Genomic DNA, 25,285 nt, shown 5'->3' with positions numbered 1-25,285 from the left:
CGGCGGACCGGCTCGCCGCGCTCGCCCGAGGCGGTGGCGGGGCCGAGCGCGCGGCGTGGGCCGCGGCCGCGACGGCCCTGGCGCGCCCCGATCCCGAGCTGACGTACGCCTGGCGCGCCGAGCTCTACGCCCTGGCGACGGAGCGCGGGCTCCTCGAGATCGCCGGCGTGCTCGCCGCGCCGCCACCGGCGCGGGCCTACCAGCCGCCGCGCGACCGGGCCGACCCGCGCCTCGCCCATCTCACGCTCGGTCACAAGAAGGCGGCGGCGCGGGCGCAGCGCGATCCGGACCTGCTCGCGCGCCTCGCCGCGGAGGGCGAGCCGGCGGTCGTGCGCGAGCTGCTCCGGAACCCTCGGCTCACCGAGGACCTCGTGATCCGGCTCGCGGCGCGGCGGCCGATCCGGCCGGGGACGCTGCGGTGCCTCCTCGAGGCGCGGCGCTGGCGGACGCGGCCCGCGGTGGCGCTCGCGATCGCGCAGAACCCCTTCGTCGAGACCGCCGTCGCCGTGGAGCTCCTGCCGTCCCTCGCGGCGGCGGACCTCGCGGAGCTCTCGCGCGACGGGGCCGTCCACCCGTTCGTTCGCGCGGTCGCCGCGCGCCTCGCCTCGGCGCGGGCCGCCCCGCGCGAGGCGGCCCGGCGCGCGGAGCCGTTACGGCCGGGCCTCGGGCGAGGCGGAGGTGCCGCTCCCCTCCCGCGGGGGGTCGTCTCCGGCGCGTCGCCCGTGGCGGGCGACGGCCCGGCCGAGCGCGTCCCCGAGCGCGGAGATCCGCGTCGCGGCGAACACGAGGATGGCGACGAACACGACGACGGCGAGATCGGTCATGGCTTCTTCGGCCGCGAGCCGCGGCGGCGGCGTTAGGATAGCCGCGCGCCCCCGCGGCCGCCAAGCGCCGTCGCACGGCTTCGCCGGGGCAACGGAGGCTCTCGTTGGACTTCCCCCGCCGTGGCGCCCCGCGGTCGCCGGACCGCCCGCTCGTGCTCGGGCACCGCGGCGCGAGCGCCGACGCCCCCGAGAACACGCTGGCCGCGTTCCGCCTCGCGATGAAGCAGGGCGCCGACGGCGTCGAGCTGGACGCGTGGCGCTGCGCGACCGGCGAGGTGGTGGTGTTCCACGACGAGGACGCGCGGAGGATCGCCGGCTCGCCGCTCCGGGTGAAGGACGCGACGCTCGCCGAGCTGCGCGCCCTCGACGTCGGCGCGCACCGCGGCGCCGCGTTCCGGGGCGAGCGGATGCCGCTCCTCGCCGAGGTGCTCGACGCGCTCCCCCGCGCCGTGGTGAACGTGGAGCTCAAGTCGAGCGGGCTGGACCTCGGGCTCGCCGCCGAGGTGGCGCGGGTGATCGCGCGGGCGCGCGCCGAGGACCGGGTGATCGTGTCGTCCTTCGACTACCGGCTCCTCGGGGCGTTCCGCGCCGCCGCGCCGCACCTGCCGGTGGGGCTCCTCTTCGAGCACGGCCAGGCGTGGCGGCTCGAGGTCGCGCTCGCGCTGACGTTGATGGGGGCGGCGGCGGTCCACCCCGAGCGCGTGCTCGTGACGCCGGCGCGGATGGCGGAGTGGAAGGCGCGCGGCCTCGCGGTGAACGTCTGGACCGTCGACGCGCCCGAGGACGCCGAGCGCCTCGTGGCGCTCGGCGCGACGGCGCTCATCACCAACGTCCCGGGCCGGACGCGGGAGCTCGTGCGGCGGCGGACCGGGCGGTGAACCTTCTCAAAACTCGAACCCCAGCTTCCAGGCGGCGCCCCACGACGACTTCAGGCGGTAGCTCGGGTACTGGCTCGCGGTCGGGTTCGCCTTCCCGGTCGTCGTCCCGCCGAAGTAGGTCGCCTCGGCGGCCATCGAGACGGCGAGCGCGGTCAGCCGCAGGCCGGCGGTGGTGCGGTAGTAGCCCGCGCTGAGCGTGGGGAACGCCGCGGCGGTGGTCATCGCGTCGGTGGGGGAGGTGCCGGCGGGGCCGTACTGGATCACGTCGGTGGACGCGCGCACGAACGTGTAGCGCGCCGCCGCGTACGGGGTGAGGCTCGCGACCGCGCCCACCCCCCAGCGCTTCGACACCATGAAGTCCACGTCGCCGACGCCCAGGTTCCAGTCGCGCTGGCCGAAGAGCTGGGTCCAGGCGAAGCGGACGGCGACGTCGGGGAGCAGGTCGAAGCCTTCGTTCAGCGCCCACTTCCCCTCGAGCTGTCCCGCGAAGTACGAGGACTGCGACAGGTAGATCATCCGGCCGCCCACCTCGAAGCTGTAGGGCAGGGCCTTCCGCACGTGGACCGACGGGAGGAAGAGCTCGTGCGGCGTCATCCCGCTCGTGGGCCAGTCGTCCGCCGCGGTGGCGCCCGTGCCCACGACGGTCGGGTGGACGCCGACGTACGCGCCCTCGAGGCCGACGTCGAAGCCGGAGTGGCCGGTGGTGCCGGCGGGCTCGAGGATCGCCGACGAGAGCGCGAGCGCCAGCTCCGAGGAGAGGATGCCGAAGCGGATCTTCGCGTCGTTCGCGAGCGCCTGCGCGTCCGCGGCGGTGGCGCCCCGGGCCTCCCACACCCTCGCGTCGGGCGCGCCGAGGCGCGAAAGATCGAGGTCGAGCGGCTCGGCGCCCCGGGTCACCGCGGGCAGGACGAGGACGGCGGCGGCGAGGACGGGCGCCAGCGGGCGGGACATGCAACCTCCGGGAGCGAGCGCCCCCGCGCGGCGCAGCGCCAAGCGGTGGGCAGGTCGGACGCTCGAGGAGGTTACTGCCCCCCTTTCGGGAGTGTCAATTTGGCCGTAGCCGACCGCGCCTGCGCCGGGCCCGTACCAGGAGGGGCACTGGGGCGAAAGACGCCGGGCGGCAGAGCGCCACCCCGCCCGTCCGGGACGCGCGAAACGCGAGGTGCGCCACCACATAGGGCGTCGTGAACGACCTCCTCGCCGCGCGGGCGCTCTTCGGCGTCTCGCTGGTCTTCCACATCGTCTTCGCCGCGGTCGGCGTCTCGATGCCCCTCTTCATGGTCCTCGCGGAGTGGCGCTGGCGGCGCACCGGCGACCCGGTGCACCTCGACCTGGCGCGCCGCTGGGCGAAGGGCGTCGCCATCCTGTTCGCGGTGGGGGCGGTCTCCGGGACGGTGATCTCGTTCGAGCTGGGCCTGCTCTGGCCGCGGTTCATGGCCTTCGCCGGCCCGATCATCGGGATGCCGTTCTCCCTCGAGGGCTTCGCCTTCTTCGCGGAGGCGATCTTCCTCGGCATCTATCTCTACGGCTGGAACCGCGCCGGCCCGCGGCTCCACCTCGCGGCCGGCGTCGCCGTCGCCGTGAGCGGCGCCGTGTCGGCCTTCTTCGTGACGCTGGCGAACGCCTGGATGAACGCCCCCGCCGGCTTCCGCGTGGACTTCGCCGGGAACCCCGTGGAGGTCGGGCCGTTCACGGCGATGTTCCCGCCCGGCTGGGCGCACGAGGTGGTCCACGTCCTCCTCTCCTCGTACGCGGCGACCGGCTTCGCCGTCGCGGGCATCCACGCCGTGCTCCTCCTGCGCCACCCGGACCACGCGTTCCACCGGGCGGCGCTCCGCATCGCGTTCGGGGTCGGCGCGGTGGCGGCGCTCCTCCAGCCCGTCTCCGGCGACTTCTCGGCCCGCCAGATCGCGCAGACCCAGCCGGTGAAGCTCGCCGCGCTCGAGGGCCAGTTCCGGACCGAGCGCGGCGCGCCGCTGCGGATCGGCGGGCTGCCCGACGCGGAGCGGGAGGAGACCCGCTGGGCGCTCGAGGTCCCCGCCGGCCTGTCGCTGCTCGCGTTCCACGATCCGCACGCCGAGGTGAGGGGCCTGGGCGCGTTCCCGCGCGAGGTCTGGCCCAACACCCGACTCGTCCACCTGGCGTTCCAGGTGATGGTCGGGCTCGGCTCGATCATGGCGGTGGTGGCGATCGCCTGGATCGTCCAGCGCGCTCGGCGGCGGGAGCCCGGGCCGCGGCTGCTCCGCACGATCGCCCTCGCCGGGCCCGCGGGGTTCCTCGCGCTCGAGGCGGGCTGGCTCGTCACGGAGTGGGGGCGCCAGCCGTACACGATCTGGGGGACGATGCGGACCGCCGACGCGGTGACGCCCGTCACGGGGCTGGCCGCCCCGCTCGTCGCGTTCCTCCTCCTCTACGTCTTCCTCGGCGCGATGGTGATCCTCCTGCTCCGGCGCCAGATCGCCCACGTCCCCTCGGCGCCGGAGCCGTCCGGCGCGCCCCCGGAGGTCACGCGATGAGCGCCCCCGACCTCCTCGGCGGGGTCATCCTCGCCGCCCTCGTGCTCTACGCGCTGCTCGGCGGCGCCGACTTCGGCGGCGGCATCTGGGATCTCCTCGCCTCCGGGCCGCGGGTGAAGGAGCAGCGCGCCCTGATCGAGCGCGCGATCGGGCCGATCTGGGAGGCGAACCACGTGTGGCTCATCCTCGTGGTCGTCCTGCTCTTCACCGGGTTCCCGGCGGCGTTCGCCCGCATCTCGATCGCGCTCTTCACCCCCCTCGTCCTCCTCCTGGTCGGCATCGTCCTGCGCGGCGCGGCGTTCACGTTCCGTACCTACGACTACCCCGAGGACGTCGTGCAGCGGCGCTGGGGCGTCCTCTTCTCCGGCGCGTCGATCCTCGCGCCGCTGATGCTCGGGGCCGTGGTGGGCGCGCTCGCCGCGGGGTGGCGCGCGGGCAGCTCGGGCGCAGGCGCCGGCCACTGGCTGTCGGCGTTCTCCGCGGCGACCGGCGTCTTCGCGGCGGCCCTGTTCGCGTACCTCGCCGCCACGTACCTGGCGGTCGAGGCCGAGGGGTCGCTCCGCGACGACTTCCGCCGCCGCGCCATCGGCGCCGGCGTCGCGGTGTTCGTCTGCGCCGCGCTCGTCGCGGCGATCTCGGCCCGGGAGGCCCCGCTCGTCTTCGAGGGGCTCACCCGGCGGCCGTTCACCCTCCCGCTCCACCTCGCCACCGGCGCCGCCGCCGTGATCGCCTTCGTGGCGCTCGCGAAGAAGAGGGTGCGGGCCGCCCGCACCGCCGCGGCGCTGCAGGTCGCGCTCATCGTGGTCGGGTGGGGAGCCTCGCAGTACCCCTACCTCGTCCCGCCGGACCTCACCGTCAGGTCGGCGGCCGGCCCGCGCGCCACCCTCGTCCCGCTCCTGTGGGCGCTCGGCGCCGGCGCGCTGCTCCTCTTCCCCGCGCTGCACCTGCTCTTCCGGATCTTCAAGGGGGAGCGGCCGTTCGCGATCGTGGATCGCCCGCGGACCCGGTAGGCGCGGCCGCGGAGGGCGCTCCGCTCCGCCTTGATCCACGTGACGCCGGGTGCGAAGAAGGAGGCGCACGCGGAGGAGGCGGGATCGGCATGCGCGGAGGTGGGCCAGGGCGGATCCGGCGAGTCGTGGTCCGCGGGGCCGCCGCGCTGGCCGTCGCCTATCTGCTCCTGCTCGTGCCGGATCGCGCTCCGGTGCGCGCCGCCGCCGCCGAGAGCGCGGACGCCGCGCGCGCCCGTCCCTTCGCGTGGCAGCAGGACGCGTACTGGGAGCGGCTCGAGGAGGGGTACGCGAGGGCGCGCGCGGTGGGGTGCGAGGCGATGGGCGACGAGGCGCGCGCCGAGCTGCACGCGCTGGCGGACACCGTCGAGCGGCTCGGCCACGGCACGCACGCGCCGGACGCGCCGCTCCTCGCGGAGGCGGAGGCCCGGGTCTTCGACGCGGCGGTGCGCGTCGCGGCGTGCCCGAAGCTCCTCCCGGACGCGATCCGGCTCGCGGCGCGGCTCCGCGACGCGGTGAAGCGCCAGTCCGAGCGGTGGGACCCGCGCGACCGGCGCGCGCGCGAGGCGCTCTACCGCGTCCTGTACGGCAGCCGCGCCGCCATCGAGGAGGCCATCCTGCAGGCCCCGCCGGACGCCGCCCCGCCGGAGCTCACCGCCGGCGTCGACGAGCCGTCGGCCACGCCGTCCGCGCTCGTGCACGGCGTGCGGGTCCACAGCGGCGACGTGCTCCTCTCGCGCGGTGGGGCGGCCACCTCGGCCCTCATCGCGCGCGGGAACGACTTCCCGGGCAACTTCTCGCACGTCGCGCTCGTGCACGTCGAGCCGGGCACCGGCCGCGTCCGGCTCGTCGAGGCGCACATCGAGCGCGGCGTCGCGATCGCCACTCCGGACGAGTACCTGGGCGACCGGAAGCTGCGCGTCCTCGTGCTCCGGCCGCGCGCCGACCTGCCCGCCATGGCGGCGGACCCCATGCTGCCACACGCGGCGGCGACCGCGGCGCTCGTGCGCGCGGAGGCGGGCCCGATCGCCTACGACTTCGCGATGGACGCGCAGGATCCGACGCGCCTCTTCTGCTCTGAGGTCGCGGCGCAGGCGTACCGCCAGCTCGGCGTCGAGCTCTGGCCGGCGCCGTCGCACGTCTCGTCGCCCGGGGTCCGGGCCTGGCTCGCCGCGCTCGGCGTGCGCCACTTCGAGACGCTCGAGCCCGCGGACCTCGAGGACGACCCGCAGCTCCGCGTCGTCGCCGAGTGGCGCGACGTCGAGGCGCTGAGGAACGAGCACCTCGACAACGCGGCCACCGACGCGATGCTCGCCGCCGCGGAGGCGGGCGCGCCGCTGCCCTACTCGCGCTGGCGGCTCCCGTTCGCCCGCGTCGCCAAGGCCTGGAGCGCGGCCCTGAACGCGTTCGGCGAGATCGGGCCGGTCCCGCAGGGCATGAGCGCCACCGCGGCGCTGCGCAGCCAGTGGTTCACGGCCCGGCACGCGCGCCTCCGCGCGCGAATCGAGGCGCGCGCGGCGGAGCACCTGGCCGCCCGCGGGTACCCGCCGCCGTACTGGCGCCTCGTCCAGCTCGCGAAGGAGGAGCTGGCGGCGTCCCCAGACTAGCCGCTCCGCTCACCCCTTCACGACGCCGATCGGCCGGAGGCGCGCGACCTTGCGAGCGATGCCCGCGCGGTGCACCACGTCCACGACGCGATCGACGTCCTTGTAGGCGAGCGGCGCCTCCTCCGCGAGCTCCTGGTTGCTCGGACAGCGGACCACGATCCCGCGCGAGAGCAGCTCCTGGCGCAGGACGTGTCCCTGCACGCGGCGCTTCGCGGCGCCGCGGCTCATCGCCCGCCCCGCGCCGTGACAGCAGCTGCTGAAGGAGAGGGCGGCCGCCTCGTCGGTGCCGACGAGGACGTACGACGCCGTCCCCATGCTGCCCGGGATGAGGACCGGCTGCCCCACGCCCCGGTACGGCGCCGGGATCTCCTCGCTCGACGGGCCGAAGGCCCGCGTCGCCCCCTTGCGGTGCACGCAGAGCGTCCGCGCGCCGTAGCGCTCGATCTTGGCGGTGTTGTGCGCCACGTCGTAGACGAGCCGGAGCTCGGCGCCTTGCCAATCGCGCAGCACGCGCCGGAACACGTCCTGGGCCCGGTGCGCGATCACCAGGCGGTTGCAGAAGGCGAAGTTCATCGCCGCGCACATCGCGCCGAAGTAGCTCCTGCCCTCCCGCGAGGAGAGCGGCACGCACGCGAGCTGCCGATCGGGGACGCTGATCCCGTACCGGTGCATCGCCTCGTCCATGATCTTCACGTAGTCGGTGCAGACCTGATGGCCGAGGCCGCGCGACCCGGTGTGGACGAGGACGGTCACCTGCCCGGGGAAGAGGCGGAACGCCCGCGCGGCGCCCTCGTCGAAGATCGCGTCCACGACCTGCACCTCGATGAAGTGGTTGCCACCCCCGAGCGTGCCCAGCTGATCCTCGCCGCGATTCTTCGCCCGCTCCGAGACCTGGCCCGGATCCGCGCCGGCGATCACCCCCCCGGACTCGATGAGCGGGAGGTCGTCCGGGCGCCCGAGGCCGTGCTCGCGCACGAGGTACGGGCAGCCGTCGCGCAGCACGCGGTCCAGCTCGTCCCGGGTGAGCGCCAGGCGTCCGTGCCGGCCGTACCCGGCGGGGACGCTGCGGCTCAGCTCGTGGACGAGCGGCTCGAGCGACGGCTGGACGTCCTCGACGCGCAGGCCGGACGCGAGCAGGCGCACCCCGCAGTTGATGTCGAACCCGATGCCGCCGGGCGAGACGACGCCGTCCGGCAGCAGCGTCGCGGCGACGCCGCCGACCGGGAAGCCGTAGCCCTCGTGCATGTCCGGCATCCCGAGCGCGGCGTCCACGATGCCGGGGAGCGTCGTCACGTTCACGAGCTGCGAGATGCTCCGGTCGCGGCGGATCTGGCCGAGGAGGTCCTCGTCCGCGAAGATGCGGGCCGGGACCCGCATGCCCGTGCCGGCGCGAGGCCCGATCTCGTACAGGCAAGGGCCGATGCCGCGAAGCTCCGCGTCGCCCGGCGCCGGCGTGGGCGCCCGGCCTCCGATCGTCTCAGACATCGAGGATCACCTTCGCGGTGAAGCCTTCGCCGGCCGCGGCGATCGCGAGGCCGTGGTAGGTCGCCGCCTTGACCGGGTTGCGAAGCGCCGACACGCGCGAGCCGCGGACCGTGGCGACGAGCTCGCGCTGCGACAGGCGCCCGATCTCGAACTCCGTGAAGAGCACCTTCGCGACCTCCGCGCGGAAGACGAGCTCGTTCAGCCACTCGACGAGGAGCGCCTCGCGGTCTCGCGCGGTCACCACGATCTCGTCGCTCCAGGCGCCGGGGGCCTCGAGCGGGGTCCCGTGCATCACCTCGACGAGCGACCGGCCGGCCTCGGCGAAGAGCGCGGGCAAGGACGGCGCCTCGATGCGGATCTCGAGCTCGCTGCGGTGCTCCTCGAACGAGTGGCTGGCGGCCGCCGTGACGCCGTGCATGCATGCAGCTTAAGCTCGACCGAGAGTCATCGCGCGAGTCCGCCCGCTGATCACGCCGCCCGCCGGCCGATCGCCCCGGCCCCCGCCCGACCGAGAGTAGTTCGGTCGGGTTCGCCCGAGCGGGTCGCATTCCGCCGCGCGCGTCGGTTCACGGTATTACCCTCCGAGCGCATGGCTCGACCTCTCGTGCTCCTCGCACCCGGTGCCGGTGCGCCGTCCAGCTCGCGCTGGATGTCGGCCTGGGCGGAGCGACTCGGTGACGTGGGGGACGTGGTCCGGTTCGACTATCCGTACATGCGCGCGGGGCGCCGGACCCCGGACCGGCTACCGGTCCTCGTCGAAGCCCACCGCGAGGCGCTCGCGGACGCTCGCCGTGGACGGCACGGCCCCGTGATCCTGGCCGGCAAGTCGATGGGCTCGCGCGTCGCCTGTCACGTCGCGCTCGAGGAGCCCGTCGATGCGCTCGTCTGCCTCGGCTACCCGCTGCGCGGCGCGCGCGGCGATCTCCGATCCGAGGTCCTCTTCGCGCTCCGCACGCCGATCCTCTTCGTCCAGGGGACGCGCGACCCGCTCTGCCCCCTCGACGCGCTCGAGGACGTCCGCCGCCGGATGTCCGCGCCGTCGACGCTGTACCGGGTGGAGGGCGGGAACCACTCGCTCGAGGTGAGCGTCCGCGCGCTTCGCGCCGCGGGCGAGGGACAGGCCGAAGTCGACGCGCGGACGCTCGGCGCCATCGTCGCGTTCCTGCGAGGAGCGCTGGAGCGGAGACCACCCCCATCGACGCCGGCACCCGAGGCGGGAGAGCCGTCTCCGGAGTAGTCATCTCACAATCAGAGCGTTCCCGCGCGTGGCCGGCCCCGGGAGGACGGGGGATCCGGAGAAGCGGCAGCGCCGGACTCCGTGGCCTGGGCGGAACCGGCCGCCCGGCGGACGGATGGTCCGCGAAAAACTTCTCTCGGTCGGGATCAGACGGCCGCCAGCGCCGCCGCGAACGCGGCCACGTCCTCGGGCGTCACGTCCCACGCGCACATGAGCCGCGACCCGCCGCCGGCGATGAAGTCGTAGAACCGCCAGCCCTGGGCGCGGAGCGCGTCCGCGGCGCCGGGCGGCAGCGCGACGAAGACGGAGTTCGCCTCGACGTTCTGCAGGATCCGCACCCCGGGGATCTGCCGGAGGGAGCGCTCGAGGAGCCGCGCCATCTCGTTCGCGTGCCGGGCGTGACGCAGCCAGGCGCCGTCGCGGAGCATCCCCACCCACGGCGCCGCGAGGAACCGCATCTTCGAGGCGAGCTGGCCCGCCTGCTTGCAGCGGTACTCGAACTCGCCGGCGAGGGCCCGGTCGAAGAAGACCACCGCGTCCCCCACCGCCATCCCCGCCTTCGTGCCGCCGAAGCAGAGCACGTCCACGCCGGCCGCGTCGACGAGCTCCCGGGGCGTGCAGCCGAGGGCGGCCACCGCGTTGCCGAAGCGGGTCCCGTCCATGTGGATCTTCAGGCCGAGGGCCCGCGCGCGGTCGCGGAGCGCGCGGAGCTCGGCGAGCGTGTAGACGGTGCCGAGCTCGGTCGGCTCGGTGATCGAGAGGGCCCGCGGCTTCGGGTAGTGGATGTCCTGGCGGCGCAGGACCATCGGGTCGAGGGAGGCGGGGTCGATCTTGCCGCCCAGGCCGGCGACGGTGAGCACCTTGGTCCCGTTCGAGAAGAACTCCGGGGCGCCGCACTCGTCGGTCTCGACGTGCGCGGTCTCGTGGCAGAGGATCGAGTGGTAGGACTGGCAGAGCGCCGCGAGCGCGAGCGAGTTCGCCGCGGTGCCGTTGAACACGAAGAAGACCTCGCAGTCGGTCCCGAGCGTCGCGCGGATGAGGTCGGACGCCTCGGCGGTCCAGCGGTCGTCGCCGTAGCCGGGCGCGTGGCCTGTGTTGGCCTCGGCCAGGGAGGCCCAGGCCTCGGGGCAGATGCCGGCGTAGTTGTCGCTCGCGAGCTGGCGGTGCGGGGTGGTGCCTTTCATGGCGGGCACTGTACACCTTGACGGAGGGCGTGTCAGTCCGTCCGCAATAACGGACGCCGACCGGACGCGGTCCCCGACGCGGGCACGCGCCGGGCCGTTCCTCCTAGAATGGGGTCGATGCGCCTCCGCCCCGGCTGGCTGGTCTTCCTCCTCACCGCGTTCGCGGCCGTCGCGGTCGGCGCCACGGGCGGGCTGCTCCTCGCCCGGTATCGGGCGGCGGCGCTCGCCTCCGCCACGGATCGCGAGTCGCTCCTCGTCCGCTCCCGCGCGCAGCTCATCGGGAACGAGGTCGCCGCCCTGGTCGCCGAGATCACCCGGCTGTCGCGGCTCGCCGAGATCGACCTCGCCGACGGGACGCTCGAGCCCGAGAAGCGGGTGCTCCGGATCGCCCGGCGCGACACGGTGCTCTTCGCCATGTCGATCGCGATCCTGGATCCGGAGGGGACGGTGCTGTGGTCCGAGCCCCAGGGGGCGCGCCCGGCGGCGCCGGGTGCGCTGCTCGTCGGCCTCGCCCGCGGGCAAGGGCGGACCGCGCTCCACTTCGCGAGCGGCGAGATCGACGTGGCCGCGCCCATCCCCGGGCGCGGCGCCATCGTCGGCATCGTGAGCGGGCAGGCGGCGCGCGCGCTCTTCGGTGAGGCGCTCGCCGGCGAGGTGCGCGACCGCGGCGCGGTGGCCGTCGTCCTGCCCGGGGACTCCGTGCGGGGAGAGGTGGACGTGGCACGCGAGGTGCGCGGCGTAGTGCCGGCCGGGATGGCGCGCCTCGACGGACCGGGGCAGGAGTGGGTGCGGGACGCCGCCGGCGGCCGCTGGCTGGTCACGCAGGCCGAGGTCGGGGACACGCCCCTCATCCTCCGGCTCGTCCTCTCCGCGGCCGACGTGGAGGGGGATCTCCTCGCGCCGTTCCGGCGGCTCGTCGCGACGGTGGCCGTCGCGGTGCTCCTCGCCATCCTGGGCGGCGCCGCGTTCGGGCTGGCCATCCGCCGCCTCGAGCGGGCCGAGGTCGAGCTGGACCGGTCGCGCCACCTCGCGGCGATGGGGAAGACCTCCGCCGCCATCGCGCACGAGGTGAAGAACGGGCTGAACGGGCTCTCGGTGGCGCTCGACCTCCTCGCGACGGGGAAGGGGGACCCGGCGGCCCTCCGCCAGGTGCACGCGCAGGCCCGCGCCGAGATCGAGCGGCTCCGGGACGTCGCCGAGGACCTCACCCTCTTCGCGGCGACGCCGCGGCTCGCCCGGGCCCCCGTCGACCTCGCCGAGCTCTGCCGGGACGCGGCGGCCGCGGTCGCCGATCTCGCCGCCGACTCCGGGGTGGAGGTGGCGGTCACGGCGGGCGCCCCCGTGCCGGCCTGGGGCGACGCCGCCAAGCTCCTCGGCGCGGTGACGAACCTCGCCCGGAACGGCGTCGAGGCGATGGGGCCGGGCGCCTTCGGTGAGCGGCCCGGCGCCCGGCGGGTCGCGCGGTCCCGCCGGCTCGAGCTCGAGGCGCGGGTGGTGGACGGGGCCGCGGTGGTCGAGATCCGCGACGACGGGCCCGGCCTCGCGCCGGAGGTCCGGGCGCGGCTCTTCCAGCCGTTCGTCACCACGAAGCGGACCGGCACCGGCCTCGGCCTCGCCATCGCCTCCCGGGTGGTGACCGCGCACGGCGGCCGGATCGAGGCGCTCGAGCGCCCCGCAGGCGGGACCACGTTCCGGGTGATCCTCCCGGTGGAGGCAGCGTAGATGGGCGCGCGCGTGCTGGTGGTGGACGACGAGCGGACCTTCCGCGTGGTGGCCCAGGCGGCGCTCGCGGCGGAGGGGCACGAGGTGCGGACCGCGGCGAGCGGCGGCGAGGCGCTCGGCGTGGCGCGCGCGTTCGACCCGCAGGTCGTCGTGCTCGACCGCAACCTCCCCGACGCCGACGGCCTCGAGATCCTGGCGCGGCTGCGGGAGGAGGGCGGGGAGGGCGCGCCGCTCGTGGTGATGGCGACCGCGTACGGCGAGATCGAGAACGCGGTCCAGGCGATCAAGGCGGGGGCGTTCGACTACCTCACGAAGCCCATCCAGCTCCCGGCCCTCGTCCTCACCATCGAGAAGGCGCTCGCGGCGCGCCGGCTCCGGCGGCGCGCGGAGGGGCTCTCCGGGGCGACCCGGCGCCGCGTGGAGCGCGGGTTCTGCGTCGGGGCGTCCGCGGCGATGCGCGCGGTGGTCCGGCTCGCGGAGCAGGTGGCCGCGTCGCCGGACACCACGGTGCTCCTGGAGGGCGAGAGCGGGACCGGCAAGGAGGTGATCGCGCACCTCCTGCACGTGCGGACGCCGGGGCGGCGCGACGGCCCCCTCGTCGAGCTCAACTGCGCGGCGATCCCGGAGACGCTCCTCGAGTCGGAGCTGTTCGGGTTCGAGCGGGGCGCGTTCACCGACGCGAAGCGGGCGAAGCCCGGGCTCCTCGAGGAGGCCGAGGGCGGGACCCTCTTCCTCGACGAGATCGGCGACATGCCCGCCGCGACCCAGGCGAAGCTGCTCAGGGTGATCGAGACGCAGGTGTTCCGGCGCCTAGGCGGCGTCCGCGATCTCCAGGCCGACGTCCGGTTCCTCGCCGCGACCCACCGCGATCTCGCCGCGGAGGTGCGGGCCGGGCGCTTCCGGCACGATCTGTTCCACCGGCTCGACGTCTTCCGGATCCGCATCCCGCCGCTCCGCGAGCGACGCGAGGACGTCCTCCCCCTCGCGCGCTTCTTCCTGGGCGAGCTCGCGGCGCGGGCGGGGAAGCCGATCCGCGAGCTCGCACCGGAGACGGAGCGCCGGCTGCTCGCGTACCGGTTCCCCGGGAACGTGCGCGAGCTGCGGAACGTGATCGAGCGCGCGGTCGTGCTGGAGTCGGGGGACGTCCTCTCGCCCGAGTCGGTCCTGCTCCGCGGCGGTCCGGAGGCGCCCGCCGCGCCGCCCGAGCCGGTCGCGCCCGCGCGCTCCTCGCCGGGCGCGGCGCCGCCGCCGACGCTCGCCGAGGTCGAGCGGGCCTACCTCGAGGAGCTCCTCGCCCGCGCGGCCGGCAACAAGAGCCAGGTCGCCCGCTGGATGGGCGTCTCCTACCCGACCGTCGCGAAGAAGATCGTCGACTTCGGGATCGACGTCTCCCGGTGGAAGGACGAGGGGGCCGGGGGAGGCTGAACGGCCAATCATGACTCGCTGTCGCGAGGCGTTTCGTGGTGAGGGGCCGCGAGTACGAGCGCACCTGCACGGCAAACGTGGGGCTGGCTCAGGAAGGAGGTGGAGGCCGGGGCGCCGCCCGCGGGCGGGAACCGGAGTGACGAGATCGGCCCCGAAGAAGCCCGTGCTTCACCAGCAGGGTGAGGCGCTCGCCATGGCAGCGGCCGAGCCGTCGTTGCGCGGTGCGCGCAGAGTTGGAGCAGGTACGACAGCCGCACGCCGGCTCCGGTCACCGTCGCCTGAGAGCCGGGCCGGCCATCCGCTCACCCCGAGCGCTTCTTCTTCACCGCGCACCGCGGCGCCGTTCCCGTTCGCGCGGCAGGTGCGGAGTCGAAGAGCTCGTCGTTCGACCGGCGCGTATAGCGGTCCATCAAGGCGTTCCCGAAGACCTTCCGAGCGGCGAGCTGGTTATGGAAGAAACAGAGAAGGTGAATGTTCTCGACCGTCGGCGGGCCGCCCAGGGCCTCGGCTTCGCGGTGATCGAACTCGAGCAGGTAGGTCGAGCCGCAGATGCCGCCAGAGTCGAGAGGGTACTGGCAGCGGCCGCCGTCGCGGAGCCAGACCAGGCGCTTCACCTCCGCGGAGAGGTGCTCCGGCTTCGATGGGCGGCGCTCCGCGAGCGGCTTCTGCACGAGCCCCTTCCGTTTGGCGCTCCGGGAGAGGAGGAGGTCGAGGCCGACCTCGAGGATCTCCTCCGTGGTGGCGCCGAAATGCGAATGGGAGAGCGCATCCCGCGCAGCGTCGAGCTTCTCGAGGAAGCGGCGGGAGACGTTGAAATGAAGGCGCCGGAGGTCGGCGCTGAGCGGCTCGATGGATGTGCCACGGGGCTCGCGGGAAGATGGGGCGTGCGCCGCAGCGCGCGGAGAGTTGGCATCGACAGGGTTTTCCGGCGAACCTCGCGCCTCGAGCGGCTCGAATGGCGCCGCCGTGACGATGTTCGGAGCCGCGACCGAGAGCGCCGCCGCCGCGATCTCGAGGAGCGGAGCAGCCTCCACCGTGGCTGGGACGCGCACCGCCGTCACGACCTCGCGATGCGGCGCCTTCTCGACCGGCTTGATCTCGGCTGCAACCTCCGCCGCCTCGTGCTTCGAGCGGTGGAAGAACCGCGGCAGAACCTCCGACCGGTTCTCGGGCGAGATCACCTTCGAGCTCCGCGATGCTCGAGATGCAAAGCTTCCCGTCGCGTAGCGGCTCGGTGACCTCGGGGAACCGCTGCACCAGCTCGGCCGCGGTCTTCCGGTAGAACGCGGCCCCCTTCGAGAGTCCGAGCTCGCGATGGAGGAACCAGAACAGGCTCGAGTAGCCGAGCTCGACCCAGAGCCGCCGGCGATCGAAGTCGGCGAGGGCGACCAGGAAGTCGGCCATGCAGTCGTGCTCGCGGCGGAGGAGCTCGGAGAGGCGGGCGGAGAGATCGCGTGCGTGCATGAACCGATGGTCTCACGCGATCTCGCGACCTCCCCAGACGCACGCATTCGGCGCCAGGCACGAGAACGGGAACGGTCCCTCGCGCCTCGGCTCCGCGCAGACTCGCGGCGCACGGCGCCCCCGCGACGCTGCGAGAAAGGCCTATTCGAACGACCTGGGCTCGCGAAGCGTCACCCACCGGAAAGTCCGTCAACAGCCGATTGGTGAAATCGGGGTTCCCGCGAAAGGGCTGCGGGCCCAACGCTCACCGTGAAACCGTCGGCCGCCTCGCGAATGGGCGGCAGCCGGACGTGCGATTCAGGACCACGGTGCCGGCGAAGGTTCGTAGCGCTACCGGTGAAACGCGGGCTTCTTCGGGGCCGATCTTGCGCAGACGATGCCCACGCACTGCGACGCCCGGCCCTTTTCATCTTCCCGAGCCCAGACCGCTCCTCATTCAGGGCCGTTCGCCTGCAAGGTCCTTCCTCGACCGGGCCCGCTCTCCGCCCGAGATGTGTTGAATCCAGTGGGAGCCACAGGGGGAGGAGCCCCGGCGACCCCTTCGACGAGCTCAGGGCCGACGGAGCGGGGGCGCAGCTCCCGCGGGATCAGCGGTACGGCCGGACCGGCTTGATCTGCGCCGCGAGCTTCTCCGGCGCGATGGCGGGCAGCCGGCACGCGCCGCGCTCGCAGACGTAGGCGGTCGGGCGCCGGCCCACGGTCGCCTTGCCGGCGGCGATGGCGGCGACCGCGCCGAGCCGCGCGGCGGCGTCGCCCTCCGCGGCGCCGGCGAGCGCCCGGTTCGGGAGGAAGGTCCGGCGGAGGACCTCGAGGAACGGCTCGGGCGCGGGCTCGCCCTCGGGCCAGAGCAGCACCACCTCGCGGGGGGCGTCGGTGGCGAAGTCGAGCGCGAGGAGCAGGTCCTGGAGGGCGGTGGGCTGGGTCTCGAGGACGTCGCGGTAGTGGCGGAGCGCGGCCTCGGCGCGGCCGCGCCAGCGCGCGTCGGTGGTGAACGCGTCGAGCCGGAGCGCGTTCAGGGCGGCGACCGAGGCGCCGGAGGGCTCGGCGCCGTCGCGGGTGGGCTTCTCCCGGGCGAGGAGCTGCTCCTGGTCCGCGGCGGTGGTGAACCAGCCGCCGCCCGCGGGATCGCCGAAGAGCTGCTCGAGCCGCTCGGAGAGCTCGAGCGCCGCGCTGAGCCAGCGCGGCTCGAACGTCGCCTCGAACAGGTCCAGGAGCCCCTGCGCGAGGAACGCGTGATCGTCGAGGAACGCCGGACCGCCCGCCTCGCCGGCGAGCCAGGAGCGGCGGAGGCGGCCGTCCTCCACCATCCGCCCGAGCACGAACTCCGCCGCGCGGACCGCCGCGTCCACGTAGCGGCGCTCCCCGAGCACCCGGCCGCCGAAGGCGAGGGCGGAGACGGCGAGGCCGTTCCAGCCGGCGAGCACCTTCTCGTCGCGGAGCGGCGCCGGCCGGCGCGCCCGGAGCGCGTACAGCCTGGCGCGGGCGGGGGCCAGCGCGTCCCAGGTCTCGTCGTTCGGCCGGGGGACCCTGAGGACGTTGCGCCCCTCGAAGTTCCCCTCCCGCGTGACGCCGTGGAAGGCGATGAAGCGATCCGCGTCCGGCCCGAGCGCGTCGCGCAGCTCCCGCTCGTCCCAGACGAAGAACCGCCCCTCCTCGCCCTCCGAGTCCGCGTCCGTGGCCGACCAGAGCCCGCCCTCCGGCGAGGTCAGCTCGCGCAGGAGGTAGTCCAGCGTCTGCCGGGTCACCCGGGCGAGGTCGCGCCGGCCGGTGACCTGCCACGCCTCCGCGTACGCCACGGCGAGGAGCGCGTTGTCGTAGAGCATCTTCTCGAAGTGCGGGACGATCCACTCCGCGTCGGTCGAGTAGCGGTGGAAGCCGCCGCCGAGCTGATCGTGGATCCCGCCCGCCGCCATCTTCTCGAGCGTCAGGATCGCCATGTGCAGCGCCTCGGGATCGCCCGTGCGCCGGTGGTGCCGGAGCAGCAGCCGGACCGGGAGGCTCGACGGGAACTTGGGGGCGGCGCGCAGCCCGCCGTGGATCGGGTCGAACACGCGGCCGATCTGGGCCACCGCGTCCTCGATCGGCGCGGACCCGGGGGGCGCGTCCGCGGGCGGCTCGGCGGACGCGAGCGCGGTGCGGACCGCCGCCACGAGCGAGCCGGTGGCGGCGGCGACGCGCGGCCGATCCTTCGCGTAGAGGTCGGCGAGCTCGTCGAGGAGCCCGCGGAGCCCGCGGATCGTCCCGCGCGCGCCGTCGCGCGGGGGGAAGTAGGTCCCGCCGAAGAACGGCTCGCGCTCCGGCGTGAGCCACACGGTCATCGGCCACCCGCCGCCGCCGGTGAGGAGCTGGACCGCGGTCATGTAGATCCCGTCCACGTCCGGCCGCTCCTCGCGATCGACCTTCACCGCCACGTACCGCTCGTTCAGGATCCGGGCGATCTCCTCGTCCTCGAAGGACTCCCGCTCCATCACGTGGCACCAGTGGCAGGTGGAGTAGCCGATGGAGAGGAAGACCGGGCGCCCGGTGCGGCGCGCCTCCTCGAACGCCTCGTCGCCCCAGGGGTACCAGCTCACCGGGTCGTGCGCGTGCTGGAGCAGGTACGGGCTCCGCTCGAGCACGAGCCGGTTCGTGAAGCGCGGCACCCCGTCCACGAGGTGGCGCGTGTGCGGGAGGTAGGACGGCCCCCGCGCGCGCACGGCGTCCGCGAGGCGTCGCGCGAGCGGCTCCGGGAACGGGGCCGCGCCGGGGAGGGGGGCGAGCATGGAAGCTCGATAACGCCCTGGACGGGCGCGGACAACACGCCGTCAGAACAGGTCTTCCAGCTCCTTCGCGATGCGCGCCTCGATCTCCTGGCGCATCCTGCGGGCGGCCTGGACGGTCTCCTCGATCGCCGCCTGGAGATCCCCGGCGGGGCCGCCGGGGATGACCCGCAGCGTGGACCGGGGGAGCGGGCGCCCGGTCGGCGGGTCGTCCTCGCCGCGGCCGCCTTGCAGCAGCTTCAGCTCGCGCTCGGGCGCGTCGGCCATACGGCGCCAATCTACGCACGCCGGCCGAGAGGCTGCAGGGGCGCGCCGGTCTCACCCCTTGATGACCGCCAGCGGCTCGAGCCGGGCGACGAGCCTCGAGATCCCGGCGCCGTCCATCACCGCGACGACGCGGGCGACGTCCTTGTAGGCTTCGCTCATCTCCTCCGCGAGCGTCTTCTTCCCGCGGGCGATGATCTCGATCCCCCGATCGGCCAGCTCGCGCGCGATGGAGCGGCCCCGCGCGCGCCTGAGCGCCTCGCCGCGGGAGAGGAGCCGGCCCGCGCCGTGGCAGCTGCTCCCGAAGGTGTCCCGCATCGCCTTGGCGGTCCCGGCGAGGACGTACGAGTAGCGCCCCATGTCGCCCGGGATGAGCACCGGCTGCCCGACCTCCCGGTACGGCGCGGGGACCCGGGGATCGCCCGGGCCGAAGGCGCGGGTGGCGCCCTTCCGATGGACCAGGACGCGCCGGGGGACGCCGTCGATCTCGTGCTCCTCGTGCTTCGCCACGTTGTGGCAGACGTCGTAGAGGAGCCGCGCCCCGAGCTCCCGCTCGGAGATCCGGAGCGCGTGCAGGAACGCGCGGACGGCGAGGCCGGTCATCACCTGCCGGTTGGCCCAGGCGAAGTTCGCGGCCGCCTGCATCGCGCCGAGGTACCGCCGCCCCTCCGGGCTCGAGATCGGCGCGCAGGCGAGCTGCCGATCGGGGAGGGCCGCGTAGTCGGGCCCGTACCCCGCGAGCCGAGGGGCGAGGGCGGCGAGGGACTCGTCGCAGACCTGGTAGCCGAGGCCGCGCGACCCCGAGTGGATCTGGATCGCGACGCGCCCCGGCTCGAGCCCGAACGCCTCGGCGGCGCGCGGATCGTGGATCTCGGCGATCCGGTCCACCTCGACGAAGTGGTTCCCGCTGCCGAGCGTCCCCACCTGGTCGGCGCCGCGCTGGCGCGCGCGCGGGCTCACCGCCTCCGGGTCCGCCCCGGCGAGCCGCCCGCCCTCCTCGCACCGCTCTGCGTCGTCCGACGCCGCGGCGAAGCCGCGCCGGACCGCCCACCGGGCGCCGTCCCGGAGCACCCCGTCGAGCTCGGCGTCATCGAGCCGCGGGATGGCCCGGCTCGCACCGACGCCGGTGGGGATGTCGCGGTAGAGCTGCGCCGCGACCGGGTGGAGCCGCGGCCGGAGCTCCTCGGCGTCGAGCCCGGTCGTGATCACCCGGACGCCGCAGTTGATGTCGTAGCCGACGCCGCCGGGCGAGATCGCGCCCGCGTCGGCGTCCACCGCCGCGACCCCGCCGATGGGGAACCCGTACCCCCAGTGGATGTCCGGCATCGCCAGCGAGAAGCGCAGGATCCCGGGGAGGTGGGCGACGTTCTTCACCTGCTCGAGGGCGGGGTCGTCCGGCGCCGGCGGCCCCACCGCGTAGACGCGGCCGGGCACCTTCATCCGTCCCTCGCGCGGGATCTCCCACAGGTCGCCCTCGATGCGGCGGAGCTGGGTCATGGCGCGCCTCGGGCCTCGGAGCCGGGATCGGGTCAGACGTCGAACAGGATCTGGCCGATCCACTCGCGCCCCTCCGGCTCGAGCCGCGCGAGGTGCCAGGTCACCGCCTTGAGGTCGAGCCCGTCGGCGTGTGCGGCCGGATCGTAGCCGCCGGTCTCGACGAGCGCCTCCACGCCGTCCTCGCCGAGCCGGAGGATCTCGACCGCGGCCGGGATGCGGCGGTCGGTCGCGAACCGGTAGAGTAGCTCCCGCAGCAGGGCGATCGCCGTGCCGGCGAGCCCCGGCCCGCCCGGCACGGCGATCCGCGCGGACTCGTCCGCGCGCACCGGCCCGCCGCCGGCGAGGAGCGCGCCCAGGGCGAGGACGAGCCGCGCGAGGGCCTCCTCGGCCGACGCGCCCCGGACGCGCACGCCCACGTCGGCGGTGTGGTCGAGGTCCTCGAACGGCTGCGGCAGGGCGAGGCGCACGCAAAGATTCTTCCAATGACATGGCCGGCCGGCGAGCCGGGCCGCCCCGCGAGCTGCCGTCGCCGTGCCGTGCCGCCGCGCCCGCCGGCCCGCTCCACGGACCGGGTCGGCCCCCGAGCCCTCCGCCGACCGGGCTACGCCGCGGCCCGGTCCGCGAGGGGGACGATCTCGCGGGACGAGACGCGGAGGAACCGCGCGAGGAGCGCGACCCCGACGGTGGTCAGCCCGAAGCAGAACCCGCCCCACAGGCCGGTCACGCCGTGGCCCAGGGCGAGCCCGAGCAGCAGGGTCGCCGGGAGGCCGACGAGCCAGTGGCCGACCACGTTGGCGAGGAAGGTGAAGCGGGTCTCGCCCGCCCCGCGCAGCACGCCGGCGCCCACCCCCTGGAGCCCGTCCGAGAGCTGGAACAGCGCGGCGACCCGGAGGAGCGGCACGGCGGTGGCGATCACCCGCGCGTCGTCGGTCATGAGGCGGGCGAGCGCGGCGGGGAAGAGCAGGAACGTCAGGGCCGAGACCGACATGAACCCGACGCCGCCGGCGAAGGCGGCGAGCCCGGCGCGGCGGGCCGCGCCCCTATCGCGCGCGCCGACCGCCCACCCGACGCGGACCGAGCCCGCCTCGCCGAAGCCCACCGCGAAGGTGAAGGTGAGGCTCGCGAGGGAGAGCGCGAGCTGGTGGGCCGCCATCGCGCCCGCGCCGAGGCGGCCGGCGAGGAACGCCACCAGGGCGAAGAAGCCGACCTCGGTGCCCATGTGCAGGGCGATGGGGGCGCCCACCCGGAACGCCGCCCAGACCTCCGCCCGCGCGAAGCGGCGGTGCCCGCCGGCGCCGCGGGGGAAGGGGACGCGCGAGATCGCCGCCACGAGCACCGCCGACTGCACGAGCATGCAGAGCGTGGTGGCGAGCGCCGCGCCTCCGGCGCCCATGGGCGGCACGAGCCGGAGCGGCCCGGTCCACGCCGGCAGCGCGCCGCCGCCGAACACGAGGATCGCCACCGCCGGGAGGTTCAGGGCGTTCGCGAGGAGCACCGCGACCACCATCGGCCGGGCGATCCCGTGCGATTGCAGGTAGGCGCGGGCGACGAAGTAGAGGAGGAAGAGCGGGAGCCCGGGGAGGCGCAGGTGCATGTAGCGGCCGGCCTGGGCCGCGACCTCGGGCGGGATGCCGAGGTGCACGAGCGCCAACGGCGCGAGGGCGAGCGGGACGGCGAGGACGAGCGAGGTCGCCCCGGCGAGCCAGATCCCCTGCCAGAGGAAGCGGCGCGCCCGGGTCGGGTCGCCCGCGCCGAGCGCCTGCGACACGAGCGGATCCACGCCGTGCATCAGCCCCATCCCGAGGACGCTCACGGCGAAGAAGATCGAGTTCCCGAGCCCGGCGCCCGCCATCGCGACGGCGCCCGCCCGCCCCACCACCGCCGTCGCGACGACCCCCATGAGCGCCTGCCCGCTCGCCGCGATCGAGAGCGGCAGCGCGAGACGCACGAGCGCGCGGAGCTCCGCGCGGAAGGGGGCAGGGGAGATCATGGAGGGCCGCGAAGATAGCGGACTGGTCGGCTCCGGGCAGCATTCCCCCTCTATTGGGGGAGAATGCCCGGACGGCAGGCAGCACGAAAAACGGGGATTCGACAGGAAATCCGGAATATTGTGTCCGTGCCAGGGGAGCCACTCGACGGGGACGAGCCGATCGTGGTTACTTCGCCGCCCTCCCGATGTCCCAGGTACCCTCCACCCTCGACGCAGCGCCGGAGCCGAACCCCACCCCGGCCGCGTCGCACCCGCCCGACGCACCGCTCGCCACGCCGGTGCCGCTCGGCCATCGGACGCAGCCCACCGGCAAGGCGCTCCTCGCCCTCGCGGTCGGCGCGCTCGGGGTCGTCTACGGCGACATCGGGACGAGCCCGCTCTACTCGCTGAAGGAGTGCTTCACCGGCCCGCACGGCGTGCTGCCGACCCAGGACAACGTGCGCGGGGTCCTCTCGCTCGTGGTCTGGGCGATGACCTTCGTCGTCACGTTCAAGTACATGTCCTTCGTGATGCGCGCCGACAACCGGGGCGAGGGCGGGATCCTCGCCCTCATGGCGCTCGTCGGGAAGACGGAGACCCGGCGCCTCGGGCGGCGCGTGCTCCTCGTGCTCGGCCTCTTCGGCGCGGCCCTGCTGTACGGCGACGGCGTGATCACGCCGGCGATCTCCGTGCTCGGCGCGGTCGAGGGCGTCACCGTGGCGGCCCCGGCCCTCGGGCACCTGGTCGTCCCGGTGACGGTCGTGATCCTCGTCCTGCTCTTCCTGTTCCAGAAGCGCGGGACGGCGACGGTGGGCGCGGTGTTCGGGCCGGTCATGCTGGTGTGGTTCTGCTGCATCGCCGCCCTGGGGATCCGCGGCATCGCCGCGGACCCCTCGATCCTCCTGGCGCTCTCGCCGGTGCACGGCGTCCGCTTCTTCCTCGCGAACGGCTGGCAGGGGTTCCTCGTCCTCGGCGGCGTGGTCCTCGTCATCACCGGCGGGGAGGCGCTCTACGCGGACATGGGCCACTTCGGGAAGCGCCCCATCCGCCTCGCCTGGCTCACCCTCGCGATGCCGGCGCTCCTCCTCAACTACCTCGGGCAGGGGGCGCTGCTCCTGCACGATCCGGCCGCCGCCACGAACCCGTTCTACCTGCTCGTGCCGTCGTGGGCGCTCTACCCGATGATCGCCATCGCGACCGCCGCGGCGATCGTCGCCTCGCAGGCCCTCATCTCCGGCTCGTTCTCCCTCACGCAGCAGGCGGTCCAGCTCGGGTACTCGCCCCGCGTCACCATCCGGCACACCTCGTCGGCGGAGATCGGGCAGATCTACATCCCCGAGGTGAACTGGGCGCTGGGGGTGGCCTGCGTCGCCTTGGTGCTCGGGTTCCAGTCGTCCTCGCGGCTCGCCGCCGCGTACGGCATCGCCGTCACCGGCACCATGATGGTGACGACGCTCCTCTTCCACCGCGTCGCGCGCGATCAGTGGCGCTGGGGCCCGCTCAAGGCGTGGCCCCTCACCGTGCTCTTCCTGGCGGTGGACGTGGCGTTCTTCGGCGCGAACCTCGTCAAGTTCGAGGACGGCGGCTGGTTCCCGGTCGCCGCGGCGGTCCTCGTCTTCACGCTCATGTCCACCTGGAAGCGCGGGCGGGAGGCGCTCGCCTTCATGCTCCGCGAGGCCGGGCTGCCCCTCGACGTCTTCATGGCGGACGTCGGGCGCAAGAAGCTCCAGCGCGTGGCCGGGACCGCGGTCTTCATGACCTCGAACCCGGGCGGCGTCCCGCCGGTGCTCCTGCACCACCTGAAGCACAACAAGATCCTGCACGAGCGCGTGATCCTCGTGTCGATCATGACCGAGGAGATCCCGTTCATCCCGGAGCGCGAGCGGGTGACCACCCGCGAGCTCGGGGCCGGCTTCTTCCAGGTGCTCGCCCGCTACGGGTTCATGGAGACGCCGGACGTGCCGGCGTTGCTCGACTCCCTCCCCACCCGGCCGCTCGCGAGCCCCGGACCGCGGATCCGGATCGTCCCCATGGAGACGACCTACTACCTCGGGCGGGAGACGCTGCTCCCGAACGGCCCGGCGGCGATCTGGAGCTGGCGCAAGCGGCTCTTCATCCTGATGGCGAAGAACGCCCAGACCGCGAGCTCCTTCTTCGGGCTGCCGCCGAACCGCGTCGTGGAGATGGGCGCGCAGATCCAGCTTTGATGGCTCGATCCGAGGCGCCCGAAGCTGGACGCCGGTTCAGCGTCTGCTAGCATGCCCGCGTGATCGTCCTCGGCATCGATCCCGGCTCGCGGCGCTGCGGCTACGGCGTCGTGGAGCGGGAGCGAGCCCGCCTCCGCGTGGTCGAGTCGGGCGTGCTCGTGCCGGGGGCGCTGCCCCTGGCGATCCGCCTCGGACGGATCCTGGACGGCCTCGAGGCGCTCGTCGCCCGGGCGCGGCCGGGCGAGGTCTCGCTCGAGTCGGTCTTCTCCGGCGCGTCGCCCCGCTCCGCCCTGGTGCTCGGGCAGGCGCGCGGCGTCGCCCTCGCCGTCGCCGCGCGCGCCGGGCTCCCCGTGTTCGAGTACGCGCCCGCCGAGGTGAAGCTCGCCTTCACCGGCAACGGCCGCGCCGGCAAGGACCAGATGCTGCGCACCGCCCGCATGCTCCTCGGGGTCGCGCCCGACCTCTCCGACGAGGCCGACGCCCTCGCCCTCGCCGTTTGCCACCTCGCGCGCCGCCCGCTCCAGCTCCCCGGCGCGGGCCAGCGCGCCGCCGCCGCAGCCGCGCGCCTCGTGCCCGCGCGGCGGGACCACCGGAGGGCGCCGTGATCGCGCGCCTCGCCGGGAAGCTCGCGGAGAAGGCCGACGACCACGCGATCCTGGACGTCGGCGGGGTCGGCTACCTCGTCCACCTGTCCCAGGTCGCGCTGGCCTCGCTGCCCCCTCGCGGCGAGGCGGTGACGCTCCGGACGTACCTGCACGTCCGCGAGGACGCGCTGGACCTGTACGGCTTCGCGAGCGAGGACGAGGAGGCGGTCTTCCGGGCCCTCATCGGCGTGAAGGGCGTCGGCCCGCGCGCCGCGCAGAACATCCTCTCCGGGATCGAGGCGCGGGAGCTCGCCCAGGCGGTCGCCCAGGGCGACGTGGCGCGGCTCACGAAGGTGCAGGGCGTCGGCAAGAAGACCGCGGAGCGGCTCGTGGTCGAGCTGAAGGAGCGGCTCGTCGCGCTCGCCCGCGCGGCCGGGCCGGCGAAGGCGCGCCCCGGCGCCGACGTCCTCGAGCAGCTCCGCACCGCGCTGGTGAACCTCGGCTACAAGCCGGCCCAGGCGGACGGCGCGCTCGACGCGCTGCGCGAGGGCGCGGAGGAGAAGCGGCTCGACGAGCTGGTCCGCGAGGCGCTGAAGCTGCTGCGGGGATAGCCGCGGGCTCGCGGCGCGCCGGGGAGCGGCGTCGTCCGGTCGTGC

At 74.7% G+C, this 25,285-nt stretch carries 22 protein-coding genes; 10 read left to right on the top strand and 12 right to left on the bottom strand.

Annotation, left to right across the window (positions count from 1 at the left end; genetic code table 11):
- Both MNZ27_RS24175 and MNZ27_RS24170 read right to left on the bottom strand, forming a co-directional pair.
- Nucleotides 1-572 (bottom strand): hypothetical protein (locus tag MNZ27_RS24175; protein ID WP_408629689.1); only part of this gene is annotated, 572 nt, incomplete at its 3' end.
- 78 nt (nt 573-650) lie between these two features.
- Nucleotides 651-824: a twin-arginine translocase TatA/TatE family subunit gene (locus MNZ27_RS24170; RefSeq protein ID WP_242394361.1), complete on the bottom strand. Its 174-nt coding sequence runs from the start codon at nt 822-824 to the stop codon at nt 651-653.
- A 104-nt stretch (nt 825-928) separates the two neighbouring features.
- Here MNZ27_RS24170 and MNZ27_RS12245 point away from each other — a divergent pair, with 104 nt between their 5' ends.
- On the top strand, nt 929-1,702 hold the full coding sequence (locus MNZ27_RS12245) for a glycerophosphodiester phosphodiesterase (RefSeq protein ID WP_242394360.1): 774 nt from the start codon (nt 929-931) through the stop codon (nt 1,700-1,702).
- Nucleotides 1,703-1,708: 6 nt separating this feature from the next.
- On the opposite strand, the gene MNZ27_RS12240 is transcribed toward MNZ27_RS12245, so the two are convergent.
- On the bottom strand, nt 1,709-2,653 hold the full coding sequence (locus MNZ27_RS12240) for a hypothetical protein (RefSeq protein WP_242394359.1): 945 nt from the start codon (nt 2,651-2,653) through the stop codon (nt 1,709-1,711).
- A 233-nt stretch (nt 2,654-2,886) separates the two neighbouring features.
- On the opposite strand from MNZ27_RS12240, the gene MNZ27_RS12235 reads away from it, so the two are divergent.
- The 3 genes from MNZ27_RS12235 to MNZ27_RS12225 all read left to right on the top strand — a co-directional run bounded on the left by MNZ27_RS12235 (nt 2,887) and on the right by MNZ27_RS12225 (nt 6,832).
- A complete protein-coding gene (locus tag MNZ27_RS12235; protein WP_242394358.1) occupies nt 2,887-4,218 on the top strand; it encodes a cytochrome ubiquinol oxidase subunit I in 1,332 nt (443 codons plus the stop codon).
- Entirely contained in the window at nt 4,215-5,228 is a 1,014-nt protein-coding gene (locus MNZ27_RS12230) for a cytochrome d ubiquinol oxidase subunit II (protein WP_242394357.1), read from the top strand. Before MNZ27_RS12235 ends, MNZ27_RS12230 begins: the two co-directional genes overlap by 4 nt.
- A gap of 89 nt (nt 5,229-5,317) precedes the next feature.
- A complete protein-coding gene (locus tag MNZ27_RS12225; protein WP_242394356.1) occupies nt 5,318-6,832 on the top strand; it encodes a YiiX/YebB-like N1pC/P60 family cysteine hydrolase in 1,515 nt (504 codons plus the stop codon).
- A gap of 9 nt (nt 6,833-6,841) precedes the next feature.
- On the opposite strand, the gene MNZ27_RS12220 is transcribed toward MNZ27_RS12225, so the two are convergent.
- Nucleotides 6,842-8,317, bottom strand: a complete 1,476-nt coding sequence (locus MNZ27_RS12220) for an RtcB family protein (protein WP_277957881.1) — start codon at nt 8,315-8,317, stop codon at nt 6,842-6,844.
- Nucleotides 8,310-8,735 carry an archease gene (locus MNZ27_RS12215; protein WP_242394355.1) on the bottom strand — a complete coding sequence of 142 codons (426 nt, stop codon included), beginning with the start codon at nt 8,733-8,735 and terminating at the stop codon, nt 8,310-8,312. Before MNZ27_RS12215 ends, MNZ27_RS12220 begins: the two co-directional genes overlap by 8 nt.
- A gap of 171 nt (nt 8,736-8,906) precedes the next feature.
- On the opposite strand from MNZ27_RS12215, the gene MNZ27_RS12210 reads away from it, so the two are divergent.
- Nucleotides 8,907-9,554 carry an alpha/beta hydrolase family protein gene (locus tag MNZ27_RS12210; RefSeq protein ID WP_242394354.1) on the top strand — a complete coding sequence of 216 codons (648 nt, stop codon included), beginning with the start codon at nt 8,907-8,909 and terminating at the stop codon, nt 9,552-9,554.
- Between the two features lie 146 nt (nt 9,555-9,700).
- Here MNZ27_RS12210 and MNZ27_RS12205 read toward each other — a convergent pair whose 3' ends face one another.
- Nucleotides 9,701-10,738 (bottom strand): threonine aldolase family protein, encoded by a 1,038-nt coding sequence (locus tag MNZ27_RS12205; RefSeq protein ID WP_242394353.1) that lies wholly within the window; start codon nt 10,736-10,738, stop codon nt 9,701-9,703.
- Between the two features lie 117 nt (nt 10,739-10,855).
- Here MNZ27_RS12205 and MNZ27_RS12200 point away from each other — a divergent pair, with 117 nt between their 5' ends.
- Entirely contained in the window at nt 10,856-12,460 is a 1,605-nt protein-coding gene (locus tag MNZ27_RS12200; protein WP_242394352.1) for a sensor histidine kinase, read from the top strand.
- Complete coding sequence (locus tag MNZ27_RS12195; RefSeq protein WP_242394351.1) at nt 12,461-13,885, top strand: sigma-54-dependent transcriptional regulator; 1,425 nt, start codon at nt 12,461-12,463, stop codon at nt 13,883-13,885.
- 302 nt (nt 13,886-14,187) lie between these two features.
- Here the strand turns inward: MNZ27_RS12195 and MNZ27_RS12190 are convergent, their stop codons facing one another.
- From MNZ27_RS12190 to MNZ27_RS12165, 6 genes are all read right to left on the bottom strand, one after another.
- Nucleotides 14,188-15,066, bottom strand: coding sequence for an HNH endonuclease (locus tag MNZ27_RS12190; protein WP_308197951.1), 879 nt, complete (start codon nt 15,064-15,066; stop codon nt 14,188-14,190).
- An 870-nt stretch (nt 15,067-15,936) separates the two neighbouring features.
- Nucleotides 15,937-18,111 carry a thioredoxin domain-containing protein gene (locus MNZ27_RS12185; RefSeq protein ID WP_242394350.1) on the bottom strand — a complete coding sequence of 725 codons (2,175 nt, stop codon included), beginning with the start codon at nt 18,109-18,111 and terminating at the stop codon, nt 15,937-15,939.
- A 42-nt stretch (nt 18,112-18,153) separates the two neighbouring features.
- Nucleotides 18,154-18,375, bottom strand: coding sequence for a hypothetical protein (locus MNZ27_RS12180; RefSeq protein ID WP_242394349.1), 222 nt, complete (start codon nt 18,373-18,375; stop codon nt 18,154-18,156).
- A gap of 51 nt (nt 18,376-18,426) precedes the next feature.
- Nucleotides 18,427-19,869, bottom strand: a complete 1,443-nt coding sequence (locus MNZ27_RS12175; protein WP_242394348.1) for an RtcB family protein — start codon at nt 19,867-19,869, stop codon at nt 18,427-18,429.
- A gap of 32 nt (nt 19,870-19,901) precedes the next feature.
- Nucleotides 19,902-20,336: an archease gene (locus tag MNZ27_RS12170; protein ID WP_242394347.1), complete on the bottom strand. Its 435-nt coding sequence runs from the start codon at nt 20,334-20,336 to the stop codon at nt 19,902-19,904.
- 134 nt (nt 20,337-20,470) lie between these two features.
- Entirely contained in the window at nt 20,471-21,859 is a 1,389-nt protein-coding gene (locus MNZ27_RS12165; RefSeq protein ID WP_242394346.1) for an MATE family efflux transporter, read from the bottom strand.
- Nucleotides 21,860-22,044: 185 nt separating this feature from the next.
- Between MNZ27_RS12165 and MNZ27_RS12160 the strand changes: the two genes are divergently transcribed.
- From MNZ27_RS12160 to ruvA, 3 genes are read left to right on the top strand one after another with little or no spacing between them, the layout of a single operon-like run.
- The gene (locus MNZ27_RS12160) at nt 22,045-24,045 is read left to right on the top strand and encodes a potassium transporter Kup (protein WP_242394345.1); all 2,001 of its coding nucleotides are present in this window, start codon (nt 22,045-22,047) and stop codon (nt 24,043-24,045) included.
- A 59-nt stretch (nt 24,046-24,104) separates the two neighbouring features.
- On the top strand, nt 24,105-24,650 hold the full coding sequence (gene ruvC / locus MNZ27_RS12155; RefSeq protein WP_242394344.1) for a crossover junction endodeoxyribonuclease RuvC: 546 nt from the start codon (nt 24,105-24,107) through the stop codon (nt 24,648-24,650).
- Complete coding sequence (gene ruvA, locus MNZ27_RS12150; RefSeq protein WP_242394343.1) at nt 24,647-25,240, top strand: Holliday junction branch migration protein RuvA; 594 nt, start codon at nt 24,647-24,649, stop codon at nt 25,238-25,240. The genes ruvC and ruvA overlap by 4 nt, the downstream gene beginning before the upstream one ends.
- Nucleotides 25,241-25,285 lie beyond the last annotated feature (45 nt).

This window comes from Anaeromyxobacter oryzisoli (assembly GCF_022690765.1).
Classification (GTDB): Bacteria; Myxococcota; Myxococcia; order Myxococcales; family Anaeromyxobacteraceae; genus Anaeromyxobacter; species Anaeromyxobacter oryzisoli.
Note: the sequence above shows the minus strand (reverse complement) of the source record. Positions and strands in the feature narration are given on the sequence as shown.